The sequence below is a fragment of the Streptomyces sp. NPDC020681 genome, from assembly GCF_044334895.1.
GTDB lineage: Bacteria > Actinomycetota > Actinomycetes > Streptomycetales > Streptomycetaceae > Streptomyces.
Map to the genome: position 1 here is coordinate 42655 of NZ_JBIRTX010000020.1, position 16531 is coordinate 59185.

The following is a 16531-nucleotide window of genomic DNA, read 5'->3' on the forward strand; positions in this document are numbered from 1 at the left end:
TGCGGGGTGACAGGGCGCTGTGAACGCTGCGGTCGGGATGTGAACACTTCCGTCCCACTCCACCTGGACGCCCGTCGCCGCCCACCCACAGCGGCTCGACCCAGTCGTGAACGTTCACGCCAATTCTTGGAAAGCCGCTGAAGCCGTCGAAGCCTGAGAAGCCGCTGGAGGGTTCCATGGGCCACACCGAAGCCGATCTGGCGCAGGTGCTGCACACCGGGCCGTTCCATCTGGCGCTGCGCGCGGCCCTCGCGGTGCGCGGGCTGCCGCTCCAGCGGGTCCAGCACCATCTCGCGCACCGCGGCATCAAGGTCGGTGTGACCAGCCTCAGTTACTGGCAGCAGGGTGCTCGCCGGCCGCAGCGCCCCGAGTCGCTGCGCGCCGTGCGCGCGCTGGAGGACGTACTTCAGCTGCCCGGCAATTCACTGATCCGGCTGCTCGGCGTCGGCGAGGGCGCGCCGGTCGACTTCGAGCGGCCCGCCGCGCGCTCGTACCGCTCGCTGGTGGACGTCTCCGGCACGGTGGAACGGCTGCTCGCCGATCTGGAGTCGCCGGCCGACGGCGGCCTGCACACCGTCGGGCACCACGAGCGGGTACGCATCGGAGCAGGCCGCGAGCTGATGGGCCGGGACTCGCAGCATGTCGTACGGGCCCATCGGGACGGCGTCGACCGCTATCTGGCCATCCACCTCGGAGACCCCGGCTGCGACCCGGGACGCGTGGAGGTGAGCGCGCTGGAGAACTGCCGTACGGGACGGGTCCGCTGGCACCGCGAGACCGGGGTGCTCGTCGCCGAGCTGCTCTTCGACGCACGGCTGCGCGCCGGTGAGACCTACCTCTTCGGCTATGGCTTCGAGGACGGGACGGGCGGGCCGAGCAGTGAGTATGTACGCGGCTTCAGCTTCGCGGGCGGGCAGTACGTACTGCAGGTGCGGTTCGACGAGGGCGCGCTGCCGGTGCGCTGCCGGAGGTTCGCACAGGCCACGACCGGTGCGCCGCGCGGAGCTCGGAACAATCTGACGCTGAGCGGCAGGCATCGTACGGTCCACCTGGTGGAGCAGGGCGTACGGCCCGGGATTCTCGGGATCGACTGGGACTGGGACTAGGACCGTTCGTCTGGATCGGGTCCCGGAGGTCAGGCCTTCTTGGGGCCGGCGACGAGCTTGCCGCCCTCCGCCGTGATCGGGACCTCGGGCAGCGGCACGGTCGCCGGACCGACGATCGCCTTGCCGGTGGTGACGTCGAAGCGGCTGCCGTGGCACGGGCAGTTGCCCTCGGTGCCTTCGAGCTTGTCGAGGACACAGCCCGCGTGTGTGCACTGGGCGCTGAAGGCCTTGTACTGGCCCACGGCCGGGCAGCTGACGACCAGCCGCTGCTCGCGGTAGAGCTTGGCGCCGCCGACCGGGACGGCGTCGGCGGCACCGAGGTCGACGGGCGCGGTCGGTGTCGGGACCTCGGCGTGACCGAGCTTGGACTCGGTGGAGCAGGCGGCGACCCCGAGACCGGCGGCCCCGGCGAGAGCGGCGCCTTTCAGCACGGTGCGGCGGGCGGCGGGGTGGCCGGACATGAAGACTCCACTGGTCAGAGCGTCGGTCGTACGGAGGGTCACGGCGGATCGGGCGACAGACCCGACCATACCGGCCCAGTTCCACGGCCCTGAGGGCGGGCCGACTGCGGGCTGCGTGAGGTGTCCGGGGGTAATGGGCTACGTTCTGGCCGTGATCGTCGTCGCCGGAGAATCCCTGATCGACCTGGTCCCGCAAGGTCCTGACCGACCGGACCCGGCGGACGGCGAGCCCCTGCCCCTACTGTTGCCGCGCCTCGGCGGCGGGCCGTACAACACCGCTGTCGCGCTGGGCCGGCTCGGCGCGCGGACCGCCTTCTGTTCGCGGGTCTCGACGGACGGCTTCGGCGAGGCGCTGCTGGACGGGCTGCGTACGGCCGGGGTCGACATCTCGCTCGTCGAACGCGGTCCTGAGCCGACGACGCTGGCGGTCGCGTCCATCGGCGCGGACGGCTCCGCCGGATACGGCTTCTATGTGGAAGGCAGCGCGGACCGGCTCTTCGAGCTTCCGCCCGAGCTGCCGGAGACGGTGCGGGCGCTCGCCTTCGGCACCTGCTCGCTGGTGCTGGAGCCGGGCGCGAGTGCCTACGAGGCGCTGCTGCGGCGCGAGTCGCAGCGCGGGCTCTTCACGCTGCTCGACCCGAACATCAGGCCGGGCCTGATCCCGGACGCGGACGCCTATCGGGCGCGCTTCCGCGGCTGGCTGCCGTATGTGTCGCTGCTGAAGCTCTCCGAGGACGACGCACGGTGGCTGGGCGGCGTGCCTCAGGGCCCGGCGGCGGTGGTGCTGACCCGGGGCTCGGAAGGTCTGACGGTACGGACGCGAGGTGGCACCGAGGTCTCGGTCCCGGCCACGCCGGTGACGATCGCGGACACGATCGGCGCGGGCGACACGGTGAACGCTGCGCTGCTGCACGGGCTGGCCGAACGGGACGCCCTGACCGAGGACGCGCTCGCGGACCTCGGCGAGGCGGGCTGGCGCGAGGTCCTGCACTTCGCCGCGCGCGCGGCGGCGGTGACCTGCTCGCGCACGGGCGCCGAGCCGCCGTACGCGTACGAGCTGACCGGGCGGGCCGACGTCGGCCCGCCCGGTGCCTGAAGACGGAACAGGTCAGGCCTTACGGGCCCGGCTCGTGCGGGCCGTCGCCGCCTTCTTCGTCGGGGTCGCCTTCGCGGCGACCGTCTTCTTCGCCACCGCCGGCTTCTTCGCGGCGGTCTTGTTCGTCGCTCTCCGCGCCCGCGGAACCACCGCGTCGCTGATCCGGTCCGCGTCCAGGATGTCCCGCAGGAACTTTCCGGTGTGGCTGGCCGGGACTCCCGCGACCGCTTCCGGAGTGCCTTCGGCGATCACCAGACCGCCGCCGTTGCCACCCTCCGGGCCCATGTCGACCACCCAGTCCGCCGTCTTGATCACATCGAGGTTGTGCTCGATGACGATCACGGTGTTGCCCTTGTCGACCAGACCGGACAGCACCTTGATCAGCTTGCTGATGTCGTCGAAGTGCAGACCGGTCGTCGGCTCGTCCAGGACATAGACCGTGCGGCCGGTGGAACGCTTCTGGAGCTCGCTCGCCAGCTTCACGCGCTGCGCCTCGCCGCCGGAGAGCGTCGGCGCCGACTGGCCAAGACGCACATAGCCCAGGCCCACCTCGTGCAGCGTCTTCAGATGGCGGGAGATCGTCGGGACGGCCTCGAAGAAGTGCAGGGCCTCCTCGATCGGCATGTCCAGCACCTCGGCGATGGACTTGCCCTTGTAGTGGACCTCCAGCGTCTCGCGGTTGTAGCGCGCTCCGTGGCAGACCTCGCACGGGACATAGACGTCCGGCAGGAAGTTCATCTCGATCTTGATGGTGCCGTCGCCGGAGCAGTTCTCGCAGCGGCCGCCCTTGACGTTGAAGGAGAACCGGCCGGGCAGATAGCCGCGGACCTTGGCCTCCATCGTCTCCGCGAAGAGCTTGCGCACATGGTCGAAGACTCCGGTGTACGTCGCCGGGTTGGACCGCGGCGTACGGCCGATGGGCGACTGGTCGACATGGACCACCTTGTCGACCAGGTCGTCGCCGTCGACCCGGGTGTGGCGGCCGGGCACCGACTTCGCGCCGTTCAGCTCGCGGGCCAGGTGCGTGTAGAGGATGTCGTTGACCAGCGTCGACTTGCCGGAGCCCGAGACGCCGGTGACGGCGGTGAGCACGCCGAGCGGGAACGAGACGTCGATGTCGCGCAGATTGTTCTCGCGGGCGCCGTGGACGGTGAGCTGCCGTGCCGGGTCCGCCGGCCGGCGGATGTCGGGCGTCGCGATGGACTTCTTCCCGGCGAGGTACTGGCCGGTCATCGACTCCTTGTTGGTGAGCAGCTCGCGCAAGGGGCCGGAGTGCACGACCTTGCCGCCGTGCTCGCCCGCGCCGGGGCCGATGTCGACGACCCAGTCGGCCACCTTGATGGTGTCCTCGTCGTGCTCGACGACGATGAGAGTGTTGCCCATGTCCCGGAGCCGGACGAGGGTCTCGATGAGCCGGTGGTTGTCGCGCTGGTGCAGGCCGATGGACGGCTCGTCCAGTACGTACAGCACGCCGACCAGGCCGGAGCCGATCTGGGTGGCGAGCCGGATGCGCTGGGCCTCGCCGCCGGAGAGCGTGCCCGCCGCGCGGTTCAGCGAGAGGTAGTCGAGGCCGACGTCGACGAGGAACCTCAGCCGTTCGTTGACCTCCTTCAGCACGCGCTCGGCGATCTTCTTGTCGCGCGCGTTCAGCGTCAGCCGGCCGAGGAAGTCGGCGCATTCGCTGATGGACATCGCGGAGATGTCGGCGATGGACCTGTCCATCACCGTGACCGCCAGGACGATCGGCTTGAGCCGGGTGCCCTCACAGGTCGGGCAGGGCACCTCGCGCATATAGCCCTCGAAGCGCTCACGGCTGGAGTCGCTCTCGGCCTCCTGGTGCCGCCGCTTGACGAACTGCACGGCTCCTTCGAAGGCCGGCGTGGTGTACGCACGCTCCCGCCCGTACCTGTTGCGGTAACGGACCTCGACCTGGGTCTTGTGGCCGTAAAGCAGGGCCTTCTTGGCGCGCTGCGGCAGCCCGGCCCAAGGCATGTCCGTGGAGAAGCCGAGGGCCTGCGAGAGTCCGCCGATCAGCCGGCCGAAGTACTCCTTGGTGTGGCCGTGCGACCAGGGGTGGATCGCGCCGTCGTCGAGCGACCGCTCCTCGTCCGGGATGATCAGCTCCGGGTCCACCTCCATGCGCGTGCCGATGCCGGTGCAGTCCGGGCAGGCGCCGAAGGGCGAGTTGAACGAGAAGGAGCGGGGTTCCAGCTCCTCGAAGGACAGGTCGTCGTACGGGCAGTACAGATGCTCCGAGAACATCCGCTCACGCTCGGGGTCGTCCTCGGGGAGGTCGACGAAGTCCAGCACGATCATGCCGCCGGAGAGGCCGAGCGCCGTCTCGACGGAGTCGGTCAGGCGGCGCTTGGCGGAGTCCTTCACCGTGAGACGGTCGACGACAACCTCGATGGTGTGCTTCTCCTGCTTCTTCAGGGTCGGCGGCTCGGCGAGCTGGATGGTCTGTCCGTCGACCCGCGCCCTGCTGTAGCCCTTGGTCTGCAGATCGGCGAAGAGGTCGACGAACTCGCCCTTGCGCTCGCGCACCAGCGGCGAGAGCACCTGGAAACGGCTGCCCTCCGGCAGCTCCAGCACCCTGTCGACGATGGCCTGCGGCGACTGGCGCGAGATGGGCCGGCCGCACTCGGGGCAGTGCGGCTTGCCGATACGGGCGAAGAGCAGCCGGAGGTAGTCGTACACCTCCGTGATCGTGCCGACGGTCGAGCGCGGGTTGCGCGAGGTCGACTTCTGGTCGATGGAGACAGCGGGAGAGAGACCCTCGATGAAGTCGACGTCCGGCTTGTCCATCTGACCGAGGAACTGCCGGGCGTACGAGGAGAGCGATTCGACGTACCGGCGCTGTCCCTCGGCGAAGATCGTGTCGAACGCGAGCGACGACTTGCCCGACCCGGAGAGCCCGGTGAAGACGATGAGTGAGTCACGCGGGAGGTCGAGCGAGACGTTCTTGAGATTGTGCTCGCGAGCGCCACGGACGATGAGACGGTCGGCCACGCCGGTCCGCACCTTTCTTGAGTGAGGTCTTGAAGAAGCGGGAGCACAGCCCCCTCCCAGACTGTTCCAGCCTATGGGGGCCGCCAGATCGATGACTGCCTAACGATGAATGCCTGCTGAGAATGGATGCTGACGATGAACGCCTGACAACCAAGGATGCCTGGGCCGAGCCTATAGCACGCGCATTCGATTTCCGGCCGCGACCGGACACCTTCACCCGATCGTGTGGCCGAGCTATCGTCGGCCCCATGATCGATCCACTACGTGACCTGGCCTCTCTGCGCGAAGCCACCGACCGACTCCTCTCCGCAGCCGCCAAACTCGACGACGAAGCCGTCGCCGGTCCGTCCCGGCTTCCGGGCTGGAGCCGCGGCCATGTGCTGGCCCACATCTCCCGTAACGCCGACGCGCTCGTAAATGTTCTCGAAGGCCGCCCGATGTATGTCAGCGCCGTGGCGCGCGAGGAGGACATCGAGCGGGACGCCCCGCGGCCGCTCGACCTCCAGCTCGCCGATGTGCGCGAATCGGACGCGCGTATCCAGGCCGCGGGCGCCGAGGTCGCCGACTGGAAGCGGACGGTCGAGCTGCGCAACGGCATCACGGACGCCGCCGCCAGGCTCCCGTTCCGCCGCCTTGTCGAGGTGGAGCTGCACCATGTCGATCTGGACATCGGCTACGAGCTGGAGGACCTGCCGGAGGAGTTCACCGCGCGGGAGATCGACTTCCTGGCGCAGCGCTTCTCGGGCCGGCCGGACGTGCCGCCGACCCGGATCGTCGCGACGGGCGACTCCGCGGAGCCCAAGGACCTCGGCGAGTGGCACACCGGCGGCACGGAGGGCGCACCGGTGACGGTCTCCGGCCCCGCACCGGACCTCGTCGGCTGGCTCTCGGGCCGCCGCGACGGGTCGGCCCTGGACACCGCGGGCGCGCTGCTGCCGAAGCTGCCCCCGCTATAGGCTGACTCCATGACGTACAGCGGAGTGGTGAAGGTCGGCGGCCCTGCGGACGTACACGAGTTGACGGACCTGATGATCTCCAAGGTCGCCGTCGGCCCGATGGACAACAACGCCTATCTGCTGCGCTGCCGGGCGACCGGCGAGCAGCTGCTGATCGACGCGGCGAACGAACCCGCGACGCTGCTCCGGCTGATCGGCGACGACTCCATCGCGTCCGTCGTCACCACGCACCGTCACGGCGACCACTGGCAGGCGCTGGCGGAGGTCGTCGAGTCGACCGGCGCCCGCACGTACGCCGGCCGCTACGACGTGGAGGGGATCCCCGTCCCGACGGACGTACCGGTCGAGGACGGGGACACGATCCGGGTCGGCCGGGTCGAGCTGACTGCCCGTCACCTGGTCGGCCACACCCCGGGCTCGATCGCCCTGGTCTACGACGACCCGCACGGCCACCCGCACGTCTTCACCGGCGACTGCCTCTTCCCGGGCGGCGTCGGCAACACGCAGCAGGACCCCGAGGCTTTCACCAGCCTGATCAACGACGTCGAGGCCAAGCTCTTCGACCGGCTGCCGGACGAGACCTGGGTCTACCCGGGCCACGGCAAGGACACCACGCTGGGCGACGAGCGCCCGCACCTGGCGGACTGGCGCGGACGCGGCTGGTAGTCGGCCGGGGTCGCCCCGAGCGGCTTCCGTCAGCCGAATTCCGGCGACGGCAGGTCGTCCGGCCGGTCGCCGTTCATCGACGGCGCCCGCAGATCGCCGAAGCTCTCCGTCACCGCCGGCGGCAGCGCGGCCACCCCCAGCAGGCCGGTGACCAGGCGCGTGGTGAGTGCGTGCCAGGCGACGGCCCGACGGAGCATCGCGTGGTCTCCGCCGGGCATCCGGAGCCAGCAGGACTGCGCTCCGACGGCCCGGGCCCGTTCCGACAGCGCCCGTGAGCCGCGCGGGTCGGTCACCCGGTCACGGTCACCGTGGACCAGGACGATCCGCTTGCCCGCCAGGTGGTCCACCGGCTCGCCCTCGGGACACCACGGCGCGAGGCCGACCACAGCTTCGACCAGCGGGTGAGCCGCGGCGCGCAGTGCGGCTCGGCCGCCCATCGAGTGGCCGACCAGGACGACGGGCACGGGCCCGGTCAGGAAGGCCAGTTCGTCCAGGGCGCGCAGTGCGTCACTCGCCGCGTCGGCGCGCGTGCCGTTCCAGCCGCGACAGCGGTAGCGGACCCGTCCGAGCACGACGTCGTGCTCGGTGGTGGCACGCGCGACCGAACGGGCGATGGGGCGCAGCCGAGCGCCCGGCGGATTCCACGTCGGCGGCGGCTCCAGGCCGTCGGCCCGGCCGCCGTGCAGGAGCAGAACTGCGGCCGACGGGGGCTCCGCTGCTCGGTCGAGCCGCAGCGCGGGCGCGGGTGACGGCTCTGGGCGTACGCCTGTGGGTCTCACATGGTCCTCGTCGGTCGTGGTGGTCCGTAAAGCGATGTCGTGGGGCTAATGCGCCCAGCTACTCTCCGATCATGACGGAGCCCGTATGCCCCCCGAAACCCCGCCCCGGTGACCGGATCGCCGTGATCTCGCCGTCCAGCGGTCTGCCCGGGCTGCTGCCCCTGCCGTACGAGCTCGGACTCCAGCGGCTGGAGAAGGACTTCGGGCTCGTACCGGTGGAGTTTCCCGCGAGCCGGAAGATGGGTTCGACTCCGCAGGAACGGGCCGACGACCTCCACGCCGCCTTCAAGGACCCGTCCATCCGGGCGGTCATGGCGTCCATCGGCGGCGACGATCAGATCACCGTGCTGCCGCTGCTGGACCGGGAGTTGATCCGCGACAACCCCAAACCCTTCTTCGGCTACAGCGACAACACCAATCTGCTGGTCTGGCTGTCGAACATCGGGATCGTGGGCTACCACGGTGCGAGCGTGATGACCGAGCTCGGGCGGCCCGGGGCCATGGATCCGCTCACGGCCGAGTCGCTGCGGGCCGCGCTGTTCACGTCCGGGCCCTACGAGCTGCGCCCCGCCGAACGGTTCCGCGACATGGACCGCGACTGGGCCGATCCGGCGACCTTCACCGCGGAGCCCGAGACCCGTCCGGGCGACGGCTGGAGCTGGCACGGGCCGCAGCGGGTCGTGGAGGGCCGGAGCTGGGGCGGCAATCTGGAGATTCTCTCCTGGATGCTGATGGCGGACCGCGAGATCCTGGCAGGCCCTTCTGCGTACGAGGGCCGTGTGCTGTTCCTGGAGACCTCCGAGGAACTGCCGCGCGCCGAGGAGGTGTTCCGCATCCTGCGGAACATGGGCGAGCGCGGACTGCTGGGGCAGTTCGCCGCGCTGCTGATGGGCCGCCCCAAGACCTGGTCGCTCGACCAGCCCAATGACCCTGCCACGGCCGCGCGTTACGCCACCGAGCAGCGCGAGGCGGTGCTGCGGGCGCTGGCCGCGTACGCCCCTCGGACGATGGCCGTCCTCGACGTGGACCTCGGGCACACCGACCCGCAGCTCGTCATCCCGTACGGCGGCGTGGTCCGGGTGGACGGTCCGGGCCGCCGGATCACCGTCACGTACTGAGAAACCGGCCGGAGCGGTCGTCTCTCGACGACCGCTCCGGCCTCTGCGTGAAATCCCCTGCGCGTTACGGCTGCCGGGCCTCGACGCTTTCCTTCTCGGGCTCTTCGCCGGACGACACTTCACCGGACGGCTCTTCGCCGAACGCAACCGGCTCGGCCGCCGCCTCCCGCTCCGCCTGCCTCTTGGACGCGATGAGGCTGGTGATCGTCGTGATGATCAGCACGCCACAGATGACCGTCAGCGAGAACGGGATCGAGATCTCGGGGACATGCACCCCGCTCTCATGCAGCGCGTGCAGCACCAGCTTGACGCCGATGAAGCCGAGGATCGCCGACAGGCCGTAGCTGAGGTGGACCAGCTTCTTCAGCAGTCCGCCGATGAGGAAGTACAGCTGGCGCAGACCCATCAACGCGAAGGCGTTGGCGGTGAAGACGATGTACGGGTCCTGCGTCAGGCCGAAGATCGCCGGGATGGAGTCCAGCGCGAACAGCACATCGGTGGTGCCGATGGCGAGCATGACCACCATGAGCGGGGTCATCATGCGCTTGCCGTTGTTGCGTATGAAGAGCTTGGTGCCGTGGTACCTGTCGGCGACGCCGTACTTCTTCTCGATGGACTTCAGCAGGCGGTTCTCCTCGAACTCCTCCTCCTCGTCGTCCGAGCGCGCCTCCTGGATGAGCTTCCAGGCCGTGTAGATCAGGAACGCGCCGAAGATGAAGAAGACCCAGGCGAAGCTGGCGATGATCGCGGCGCCTGCCGCGATGAAGATGCCCCGCAGGACCAGGGCTATCAGCACGCCGACGAGCAGCACACGCTGCTGGAGGTGCGACGGCACCGAGAACTTCGCCATGATCAGGACGAAGACGAAGAGATTGTCGACGCTGAGCGACTTCTCGGTGATGAAGCCCGCGAAGAACTCGCCGGATGCCTGGCTCTCACCGAACACCAGCAGGCCGAGGCCGAAGAGTGCGGCCAGCACGACCCAGACGACGGTCCAGATTCCGGCTTCCTTGATCGACACATCATGGGGCTTGCGCCCGATGAAGAAGTCGACAGCGATCAGGGCACCCAGACCAAGAATGGTGAGCACCCAAAGGGTCATTGAAACGTCCACTGCGCCTCCGGCGTCGTACGGCAACTGATCAGCGTCGTCGCTGCCGGAGGTCTCCTCCACCCGGGCGGTCCCTGCCGCCGCGGGCCGGCGCCCCGGGACTCAATTCGGTCCGTACTGACGGGCACGCCGCATCCGGGAGTACTCCCCTCCGCTCAAGGCAGAGTACAGGAATACCCAAGGGAAGGTAAAGGGCTTGGTAAAGGCAGCCCCAAGTGTGCAGCTCAGCGGCCCCAGGACCGGCGGGCGATGGTCACCTGGTCCAGCACCTGGCGCAGCACGCCGCTGCCCGGCGGCACCGTGAGCGGCTGGTAGGTCCAGGCGTGCCGGACCCACGGATCGGCGAGGTGGTCGTCCGGGACCGGCGTGATGCGCAGCAGTGAGCGCCACAGCGGGTCGAGCACCGGTCCGTACGCGCTGGCGTCCTCGCGGTCCGCGACCATCATCAGATGGACGCCGACCGCGGGGCCCTCGTCGGCGAGATAACGCAGCTGAGTGACCGCGCGGTCGTCGAAGCCGTGCGGGAAGTCATTGACGATCAGCAGCTGTTCGGCGGTGTCCAGGTCCGGCGGGAGCGCGTCGGCGGCCCCGCCGCGCACCGCCATCGTCACCAGGTCCACCCGCTGCGTGAGCTTTGCGAGCGTGTCGCTCACACCCTGGGCGCCGGCCGCCGGCGGAGCCGCGAGCGCCTCGGATTCGACGAGCGGCGCCAGCGAGGTGGCAGCCGTGCCCGCCGGGTCGATGACATGGACGGTGAACTCGCCCGGCGGATAGACCGCGAGCAGCCGGGCCGCGTGGCTGACCGCGCTGTCCATGGCGAGCTTTCGCAGCTGGGCCTCGTCGAGCATCAACGCGGCCTCGGAGCCGGTGCGTCCGCTGTCCACCCAAAGACCGCGCTCCAGCGGCAGCCGGACCAGGAACGGAATGCGCAGCTCCGGAGTCTCCGGCAGCTGGAGGTCGCCGAGTCGGAGCGCCATCGGGATCTCCATGGGCACCCGGTACCCATGCCAGACGGGGTTGTCCCAGCGGGCGAAGGCGGGCGGCAGCGCGGGCTCGACGACATCGGACTCGGCGGCGAGCTGGGCCAGGTCGCGGTCGAGCACCTGGCGGGCCTGTCCGGTGAGTTGCTCGCACTTGGCGCGCGCCGCCTCGCGGGCGGCGTCTCCGGCTCCGCCGATGCGGCTGCGCGGGTCGGACAGGACCTGGTCGAGCTCCTGGTCCATCCGCGTCTCGGCGAAGTCCACCGCGCTGCGGTACGCGGCGACGGTACGGGCCAGGTCCTCGAACATGCCCCAGATCTGGTTGTAGAGCCGCTCCTCCATCGACCAGCCGGTGGCGTCGCCCGCGACGGGCGTGGCCGGCTGTCCCGGCTGGGCCGGCTGCGTGGCCGGTGGAGGCGGCGGAGGGGCCGAGCGGCGGCGCGGGTGCGAGTAGTCGATGGGGCCGCCCGATCCGGGCGGCGCGTCGGGTGTGGCGGCGGAATCCCCGGACGAGGACCCGGTGCCGGCCTGCGCGTCCGCCGATGTGAGGCCGTCCGGAACCGTCCCGTCCGGCCCGGACGCGGGTGTCTGGTTCGGCCGTTGCACGGCCGGCCGTACATAGGCCCCGTTCCCGCCGGTCGTCCGCAGCTGAGCCGGCTCCGCGCGCGGCGTGCGCTGCGCTGCCGTCTGCTGGATCTCCGCGGCCCTCTCACGGGCCTTCGCAAGACCCTGGTCACCGAGCAGCTGGGCGAGCCCGCCCGCGTACCCCTGGCCCACGGCCCGCACCTTCCAGGCGCCCTGGCGGCGGTACAGCTCGACCGCGACGAGCGCCGTCTCGGCCTCCAGGCCCGTGATGGTGAAACTGGCGAGCTCGGCGTCGCCCTCGCCGACCACCGCGACGAACGGCGCGGCCGTGGCGCCGAAGTGGGCCGGGCCGCCGGTGCCTTCGGGGAGCGCGAGCAGCACATTCACCTGCTGGACCGCCGCGGGCACCGCGTCCAGATCGACGGCGAACCATGGCCCCTCGGTGGCGCGCGGGGGCACCTCGAGGCCGGGCAGGGCGGGTGCGCCGGGGTGTGCGATCCATTCGTCGCGTACGGACCCCTGCTCGTCGGAGCAGGTGGCGCAGGCCACGACCGGATGGCCGGCCGACACCCGTATCTCCAGACGGGTGTGGGGCAGCGGATGGTTCTGCCCCCGGACCAGCTCGGCCGTCATCGCCTTGTCCCCTCGGTGCTCTGCTCGGTGCTTGCGGTGGTGGTAAGCGGTGCAGCTCCCGGCGGCCTGTTGCCTTCCGGGAGCTGCGTGTCCATCGGTCGAGCCGTGCCTACAGGTGCGGCAGGATCGACGGCATCAGGTCCTGGAACGTACGGCCGTTGGCCGGGTTGCCGAGGGCCGTCATGTTCCAGCCGCCGCCGACGCGGTGCACCTTCGCCATGATCTGCGCGGTGTACTGGCCGCCGCCGTCGAGCGTGTAGCGGGCGAGCTCCTGGCCGTTGGCCTCGTCGACGATGCGGCAGAAGGCGTTCTGCACTTCCTGGAACGTCTGGCCCGTGAAGGAGTTCACCGTGAAGACGATCTGGTCGATGTGGACCGGCACGCGCTGCAGGTCGACGAGGATCGCCTCGTCGTCACCGCCCGAGCCCGCCCCGCCGACCAGGTTGTCGCCGGTGTGCTTCACAGAGCCGTCGTCGCTGACGAGGTGACGGAAGAAGACCACGTCCACCGGCTGCTTGTCGGCGAACAGCACCGCCGAGGCGTCCAGGTCGATCTCCTTGGTGCGCGAGCCGAACAGACCGCGGCGCGGTGCGGCCTGCCAGCCGAGGCCCATCCGCACCGACGTGAGGGTGCCCCCGTCGCTCTTCTGCAGGCTGATGGCCTGACCCTTGGTCATGTTGACCGTCACGCGCTGTCCCCTTCTCCCTGAGTGCCACCGCCCATGTGTGCGGCTGCCCTGCACCCTACGCAGTTGCGTCAACGATGCAGCACAATTGGCTCGTTTTTGTGTCGGTCTTGAGACACACACCAGGTGGGAGGGGGCCTCAGGCGAGACCCGCCTCTTTCATCTGGCGCAACTCCTTCTTCAGTTCGCTCACCTCGTCACGCAAGCGCGCAGCCACCTCGAACTGGAGGTCGGCGGCCGCCGCCCGCATCCGGTCGGTCATCTCCTCGATGATTCCGGCCAGTTGGGCGGCGGGCCGGTCGGTCAGCACCTCGCCCTTCTTGCCCGCCTTGCCGCCTAGCGCGGGGACCGGCGCCTTCGCGCCCTTGCCCGGTTTCTCCGCCTTCGTCTGCCGGTAGCCGCTGCCGAGCAGCTCCTCGGTGTCGACCTCCTCGCGCGCGATGGTGGCGACGATGTCGTTGATCTTCTTACGGAGCGGCTGCGGGTCGATGCCCTTCTCCGTGTTGTACGCAATCTGCTTCTCACGGCGGCGGTTGGTCTCCTCGATGGCCTTCTCCATCGCCGCGGTGATCTTGTCCGCGTACATATGGACCTGACCGGAGACATTGCGCGCCGCCCGGCCGATGGTCTGGATCAGCGAGGTGCCGGAGCGCAGGAAGCCTTCCTTGTCGGCGTCGAGGATCGCCACCAGGGACACCTCGGGAAGGTCGAGGCCTTCCCGCAGAAGGTTGATGCCGACCAGCACGTCGTACTCGCCGGCGCGCAGTTCCCGCAGCAGCTCGACCCGGCGCAGTGTGTCGACGTCGCTGTGCAGATACCGCACCTGGATGCCCAGTTCGAGGAAGTAGTCCGTCAGGTCCTCGGCCATCTTCTTGGTGAGCGTGGTGACCAGGACCCGCTCGTCCTTCTCGGCGCGCAGCCGGATCTCGTGCACCAGGTCGTCGATCTGGCCCTCGGTGGGCTTGACGACGACCTCCGGGTCGACCAGGCCGGTCGGGCGGATGATCTGCTCCACGAAACCGTCGCCGCGGGAGAGTTCGTACGTACCCGGGGTCGCCGACAGATAGACACTCTGGCCGATGCGCTCCTTGAACTCCTCCCACTTCAGCGGGCGGTTGTCGAGTGCGGACGGCAGCCGGAAGCCGTGCTCGACCAGGGTCCGCTTGCGCGATGCGTCGCCCTCGTACATCGCGCCGATCTGCGGGACGGTGACATGCGACTCGTCGATGACGAGGAGGAAGTCCTCGGGGAAGTAGTCGAGGAGTGTGTTGGGCGGAGAGCCGGGCTCGCGGTCGTCGAAGTGCATCGAGTAGTTCTCGATGCCGGAGCAGGAGCCGATCTGGCGCATCATCTCGATGTCGTACGTCGTGCGCATGCGCAGCCGCTGCGACTCCAGCAGCTTGCCCTGCTTGTCGAGCTCGGCGAGGCGCTGCTCCAGCTCCGCCTCGATGCCGTTGACCGCCTTCTCCATGCGCTCGGGGCCTGCCACATAGTGGCTGGCCGGGAAGACGTACAGCGACTGGTCGTCGCTGATGATCTCGCCGGTGAGCGGGTGCAGGGTGGACAGCGCCTCGATCTCGTCGCCGAACATCTCGATGCGGACGGCGAGTTCCTCGTAGACCGGGAAGATCTCGATGGTGTCGCCGCGGACCCGGAAGGTGCCGCGGGCGAACGCCACGTCGTTGCGCGTGTACTGGATGTCGACGAAGCGGCGCAGCAACTGGTCGCGGTCGATCTCGTCGCCGACCTTGAGCGGGACCATCCGGTCGACGTACTCCTGCGGCGTGCCGAGGCCGTAGATACACGAGACGGAGGCGACCACGATCACGTCGCGCCGGGTGAGCAGCGAGTTCGTCGCGGAGTGGCGCAGCCGCTCGACCTCCTCGTTGATCGAGGAGTCCTTCTCGATATAGGTGTCCGACTGCGGGATGTACGCCTCGGGCTGGAAGTAGTCGTAGTACGAGACGAAGTACTCGACGGCGTTGTTCGGCAGCAGCTCGCGGAACTCGTTCGCCAGCTGGGCGGCCAGGGTCTTGTTCGGTGCCATCACCAGCGTGGGGCGCTGAAGCTTCTCGATCATCCAGGCGGTGGTCGCCGACTTGCCGGTGCCGGTGGCGCCGAGCAGGACGACATCCTTCTCACCTGCGCGGATACGGCGCTCCAGGTCGGCGATGGCCGTCGGCTGGTCGCCGCTGGGCTGGTAGGAACTGACGACCTCGAAGGGCGCCACCGTGCGTTCGATCTTGGAAACTGGCCGCATGGGTTCCACCGTACGACCCACCACTGACAACCGGGGCCGATCGGCTGTTGATCAGGGAGTTCGGCGGCCCGGGCTCAGAACTGAGGGGTCAGGACCGGGGTCCCCCGAGGCGTCACCAGTCGTCGGTTCGCGGCGGCCGGGGCCGCTCGGAGCGGTCGGCCGCCCAGCCCGCGGGCTGCCGTCCGAGCGATGTCCGGGTGCGCTGCGCGGGCACGCCGGGCCGCCGCGCCGCACCCTTGGCGGGCCGCTGCCACTCGGGCTCACCCAGCACCAGCAGCGGGTCGAACATCACCACCACTCCGGCGAGCAGCAGGAAGACCACCGGGCCCACCAACATGGGCGCCAGCAGAGTGGCGGGCGAGTCGCCGCTGCCCGCGGAGCCCGCCGCACCGTGCAGATGGACGCTGACCGCGGCCATCCCGGTGTAGTGCATTCCGCTCACCGCGACGCCCATCACCAGGCTGGCGCCGAGGCTGGCCAAAAATCCATGGACCGACACGGCCGCCCACAGCGCGGAGGTGGCGGCGACGACGGCGATCACCACGGAGAGCGCGACGGTCAGGGTGTCGTACTCGAGCCGGCCCTGGAGCCGCATCCCGGCCATGCCGAGATAGTGCATCGAGGCCACGCCGAGACCGGTGATCGTGCCGCCGGTCACCAGGGCCATGGGCGTAGCGCCGCGGTAGCCCACGATGAAGATGCCGACGCCGGTCATGACGATGGCGACGCCGAGGCTGGCGAAGGTGATCGGCCTGTCGTAGGTGATCGGCGCCTCGGCGACGGTGAAGCCCATCATCGCGATGAAGTGCATGGTCCAGATGCCGGAGCCGATCGCGGTCGCGCCGAGGGCCAGCCAGCCGGCCTTGAAGGAACGCCGGTTGCGGACGGACCTGGTGGTGCAGCGCAGCCCCAGGGCACCGCCCAGACACCCCATCAGATAGGCCACGACGGGCGTGACAAGGCCGTAGCTGAAGCCGTCCACAGTTCCCTGCATGCCCGTACGCCCTTCGCTGCTCGTGCCCCCGCTACTTGATTCCGGGACCCCTGACGGAACGTCTGGTTCGGGGGCGAGAGTATGGCCCCTGC

The 16531-nt window shown here is 69.7% G+C and carries 13 protein-coding genes; 5 read left to right on the forward strand and 8 right to left on the reverse strand.

Going from position 1 to position 16531, the window contains the following annotated elements:
- Positions 1-176: 176 nt before the first annotated feature.
- Positions 177-1106 carry a hypothetical protein gene (locus ACH4YL_RS33210; protein ID WP_398511216.1) on the forward strand — a complete coding sequence of 310 codons (930 nt, stop codon included), beginning with the start codon at positions 177-179 and terminating at the stop codon, positions 1104-1106.
- Positions 1107-1135: 29 nt separating this feature from the next.
- Here the strand turns inward: ACH4YL_RS33210 and ACH4YL_RS33215 are convergent, their stop codons facing one another.
- Positions 1136-1567: a Rieske (2Fe-2S) protein gene (locus tag ACH4YL_RS33215; protein ID WP_398511217.1), complete on the reverse strand. Its 432-nt coding sequence runs from the start codon at positions 1565-1567 to the stop codon at positions 1136-1138.
- A gap of 151 nt (positions 1568-1718) precedes the next feature.
- Between ACH4YL_RS33215 and ACH4YL_RS33220 the strand changes: the two genes are divergently transcribed.
- Positions 1719-2663, forward strand: a complete 945-nt coding sequence (locus tag ACH4YL_RS33220) for a carbohydrate kinase (protein WP_398511285.1) — start codon at positions 1719-1721, stop codon at positions 2661-2663.
- Positions 2664-2675: 12 nt separating this feature from the next.
- On the opposite strand, the gene uvrA is transcribed toward ACH4YL_RS33220, so the two are convergent.
- Complete coding sequence (gene uvrA, locus ACH4YL_RS33225; RefSeq protein ID WP_398511218.1) at positions 2676-5672, reverse strand: excinuclease ABC subunit UvrA; 2997 nt, start codon at positions 5670-5672, stop codon at positions 2676-2678.
- Between the two features lie 248 nt (positions 5673-5920).
- Here uvrA and ACH4YL_RS33230 point away from each other — a divergent pair, with 248 nt between their 5' ends.
- Both ACH4YL_RS33230 and ACH4YL_RS33235 read left to right on the forward strand, forming a co-directional pair.
- Complete coding sequence (locus tag ACH4YL_RS33230; RefSeq protein ID WP_398511219.1) at positions 5921-6628, forward strand: maleylpyruvate isomerase family mycothiol-dependent enzyme; 708 nt, start codon at positions 5921-5923, stop codon at positions 6626-6628.
- A gap of 9 nt (positions 6629-6637) precedes the next feature.
- Positions 6638-7294 (forward strand): MBL fold metallo-hydrolase, encoded by a 657-nt coding sequence (locus ACH4YL_RS33235; RefSeq protein ID WP_398511220.1) that lies wholly within the window; start codon positions 6638-6640, stop codon positions 7292-7294.
- A gap of 29 nt (positions 7295-7323) precedes the next feature.
- Here the strand turns inward: ACH4YL_RS33235 and ACH4YL_RS33240 are convergent, their stop codons facing one another.
- Positions 7324-8073 carry an alpha/beta hydrolase gene (locus tag ACH4YL_RS33240; protein ID WP_398511221.1) on the reverse strand — a complete coding sequence of 250 codons (750 nt, stop codon included), beginning with the start codon at positions 8071-8073 and terminating at the stop codon, positions 7324-7326.
- A gap of 71 nt (positions 8074-8144) precedes the next feature.
- Between ACH4YL_RS33240 and ACH4YL_RS33245 the strand changes: the two genes are divergently transcribed.
- Positions 8145-9191: a S66 peptidase family protein gene (locus ACH4YL_RS33245; protein WP_398511222.1), complete on the forward strand. Its 1047-nt coding sequence runs from the start codon at positions 8145-8147 to the stop codon at positions 9189-9191.
- Positions 9192-9255: 64 nt separating this feature from the next.
- Here the strand turns inward: ACH4YL_RS33245 and ACH4YL_RS33250 are convergent, their stop codons facing one another.
- The 5 genes from ACH4YL_RS33250 to ACH4YL_RS33270 form a co-directional block, all read right to left on the reverse strand.
- Positions 9256-10305 (reverse strand): TerC/Alx family metal homeostasis membrane protein, encoded by a 1050-nt coding sequence (locus ACH4YL_RS33250; RefSeq protein ID WP_398511286.1) that lies wholly within the window; start codon positions 10303-10305, stop codon positions 9256-9258.
- Positions 10306-10526: 221 nt separating this feature from the next.
- Positions 10527-12500, reverse strand: a complete 1974-nt coding sequence (locus ACH4YL_RS33255; protein WP_398511223.1) for a TerD family protein — start codon at positions 12498-12500, stop codon at positions 10527-10529.
- 109 nt (positions 12501-12609) lie between these two features.
- Positions 12610-13188, reverse strand: a complete 579-nt coding sequence (locus tag ACH4YL_RS33260) for a TerD family protein (RefSeq protein ID WP_398511224.1) — start codon at positions 13186-13188, stop codon at positions 12610-12612.
- A 136-nt stretch (positions 13189-13324) separates the two neighbouring features.
- The gene (gene uvrB, locus ACH4YL_RS33265) at positions 13325-15445 is read right to left on the reverse strand and encodes an excinuclease ABC subunit UvrB (RefSeq protein ID WP_398511225.1); all 2121 of its coding nucleotides are present in this window, start codon (positions 15443-15445) and stop codon (positions 13325-13327) included.
- Positions 15446-15557: 112 nt separating this feature from the next.
- Positions 15558-16439, reverse strand: coding sequence for an MHYT domain-containing protein (locus tag ACH4YL_RS33270; RefSeq protein ID WP_398511226.1), 882 nt, complete (start codon positions 16437-16439; stop codon positions 15558-15560).
- Positions 16440-16531 lie beyond the last annotated feature (92 nt).

Coding starts and splice junctions, on each gene's coding strand:
- ACH4YL_RS33245 (WP_398511222.1), top strand. CDS start 8,145: ATGACGGAGCCCGTATGCCCCCCGAAACCCCGCCCCGGTGACCGGATC.
- ACH4YL_RS33270 (WP_398511226.1), bottom strand. CDS start 16,439: ATGCAGGGAACTGTGGACGGCTTCAGCTACGGCCTTGTCACGCCCGTC.
- ACH4YL_RS33235 (WP_398511220.1), top strand. CDS start 6,638: ATGACGTACAGCGGAGTGGTGAAGGTCGGCGGCCCTGCGGACGTACAC.
- ACH4YL_RS33255 (WP_398511223.1), bottom strand. CDS start 12,500: ATGACGGCCGAGCTGGTCCGGGGGCAGAACCATCCGCTGCCCCACACC.
- ACH4YL_RS33215 (WP_398511217.1), bottom strand. CDS start 1,567: ATGTCCGGCCACCCCGCCGCCCGCCGCACCGTGCTGAAAGGCGCCGCT.
- ACH4YL_RS33210 (WP_398511216.1), top strand. CDS start 177: ATGGGCCACACCGAAGCCGATCTGGCGCAGGTGCTGCACACCGGGCCG.
- uvrB (WP_398511225.1), bottom strand. CDS start 15,445: ATGCGGCCAGTTTCCAAGATCGAACGCACGGTGGCGCCCTTCGAGGTC.
- ACH4YL_RS33230 (WP_398511219.1), top strand. CDS start 5,921: ATGATCGATCCACTACGTGACCTGGCCTCTCTGCGCGAAGCCACCGAC.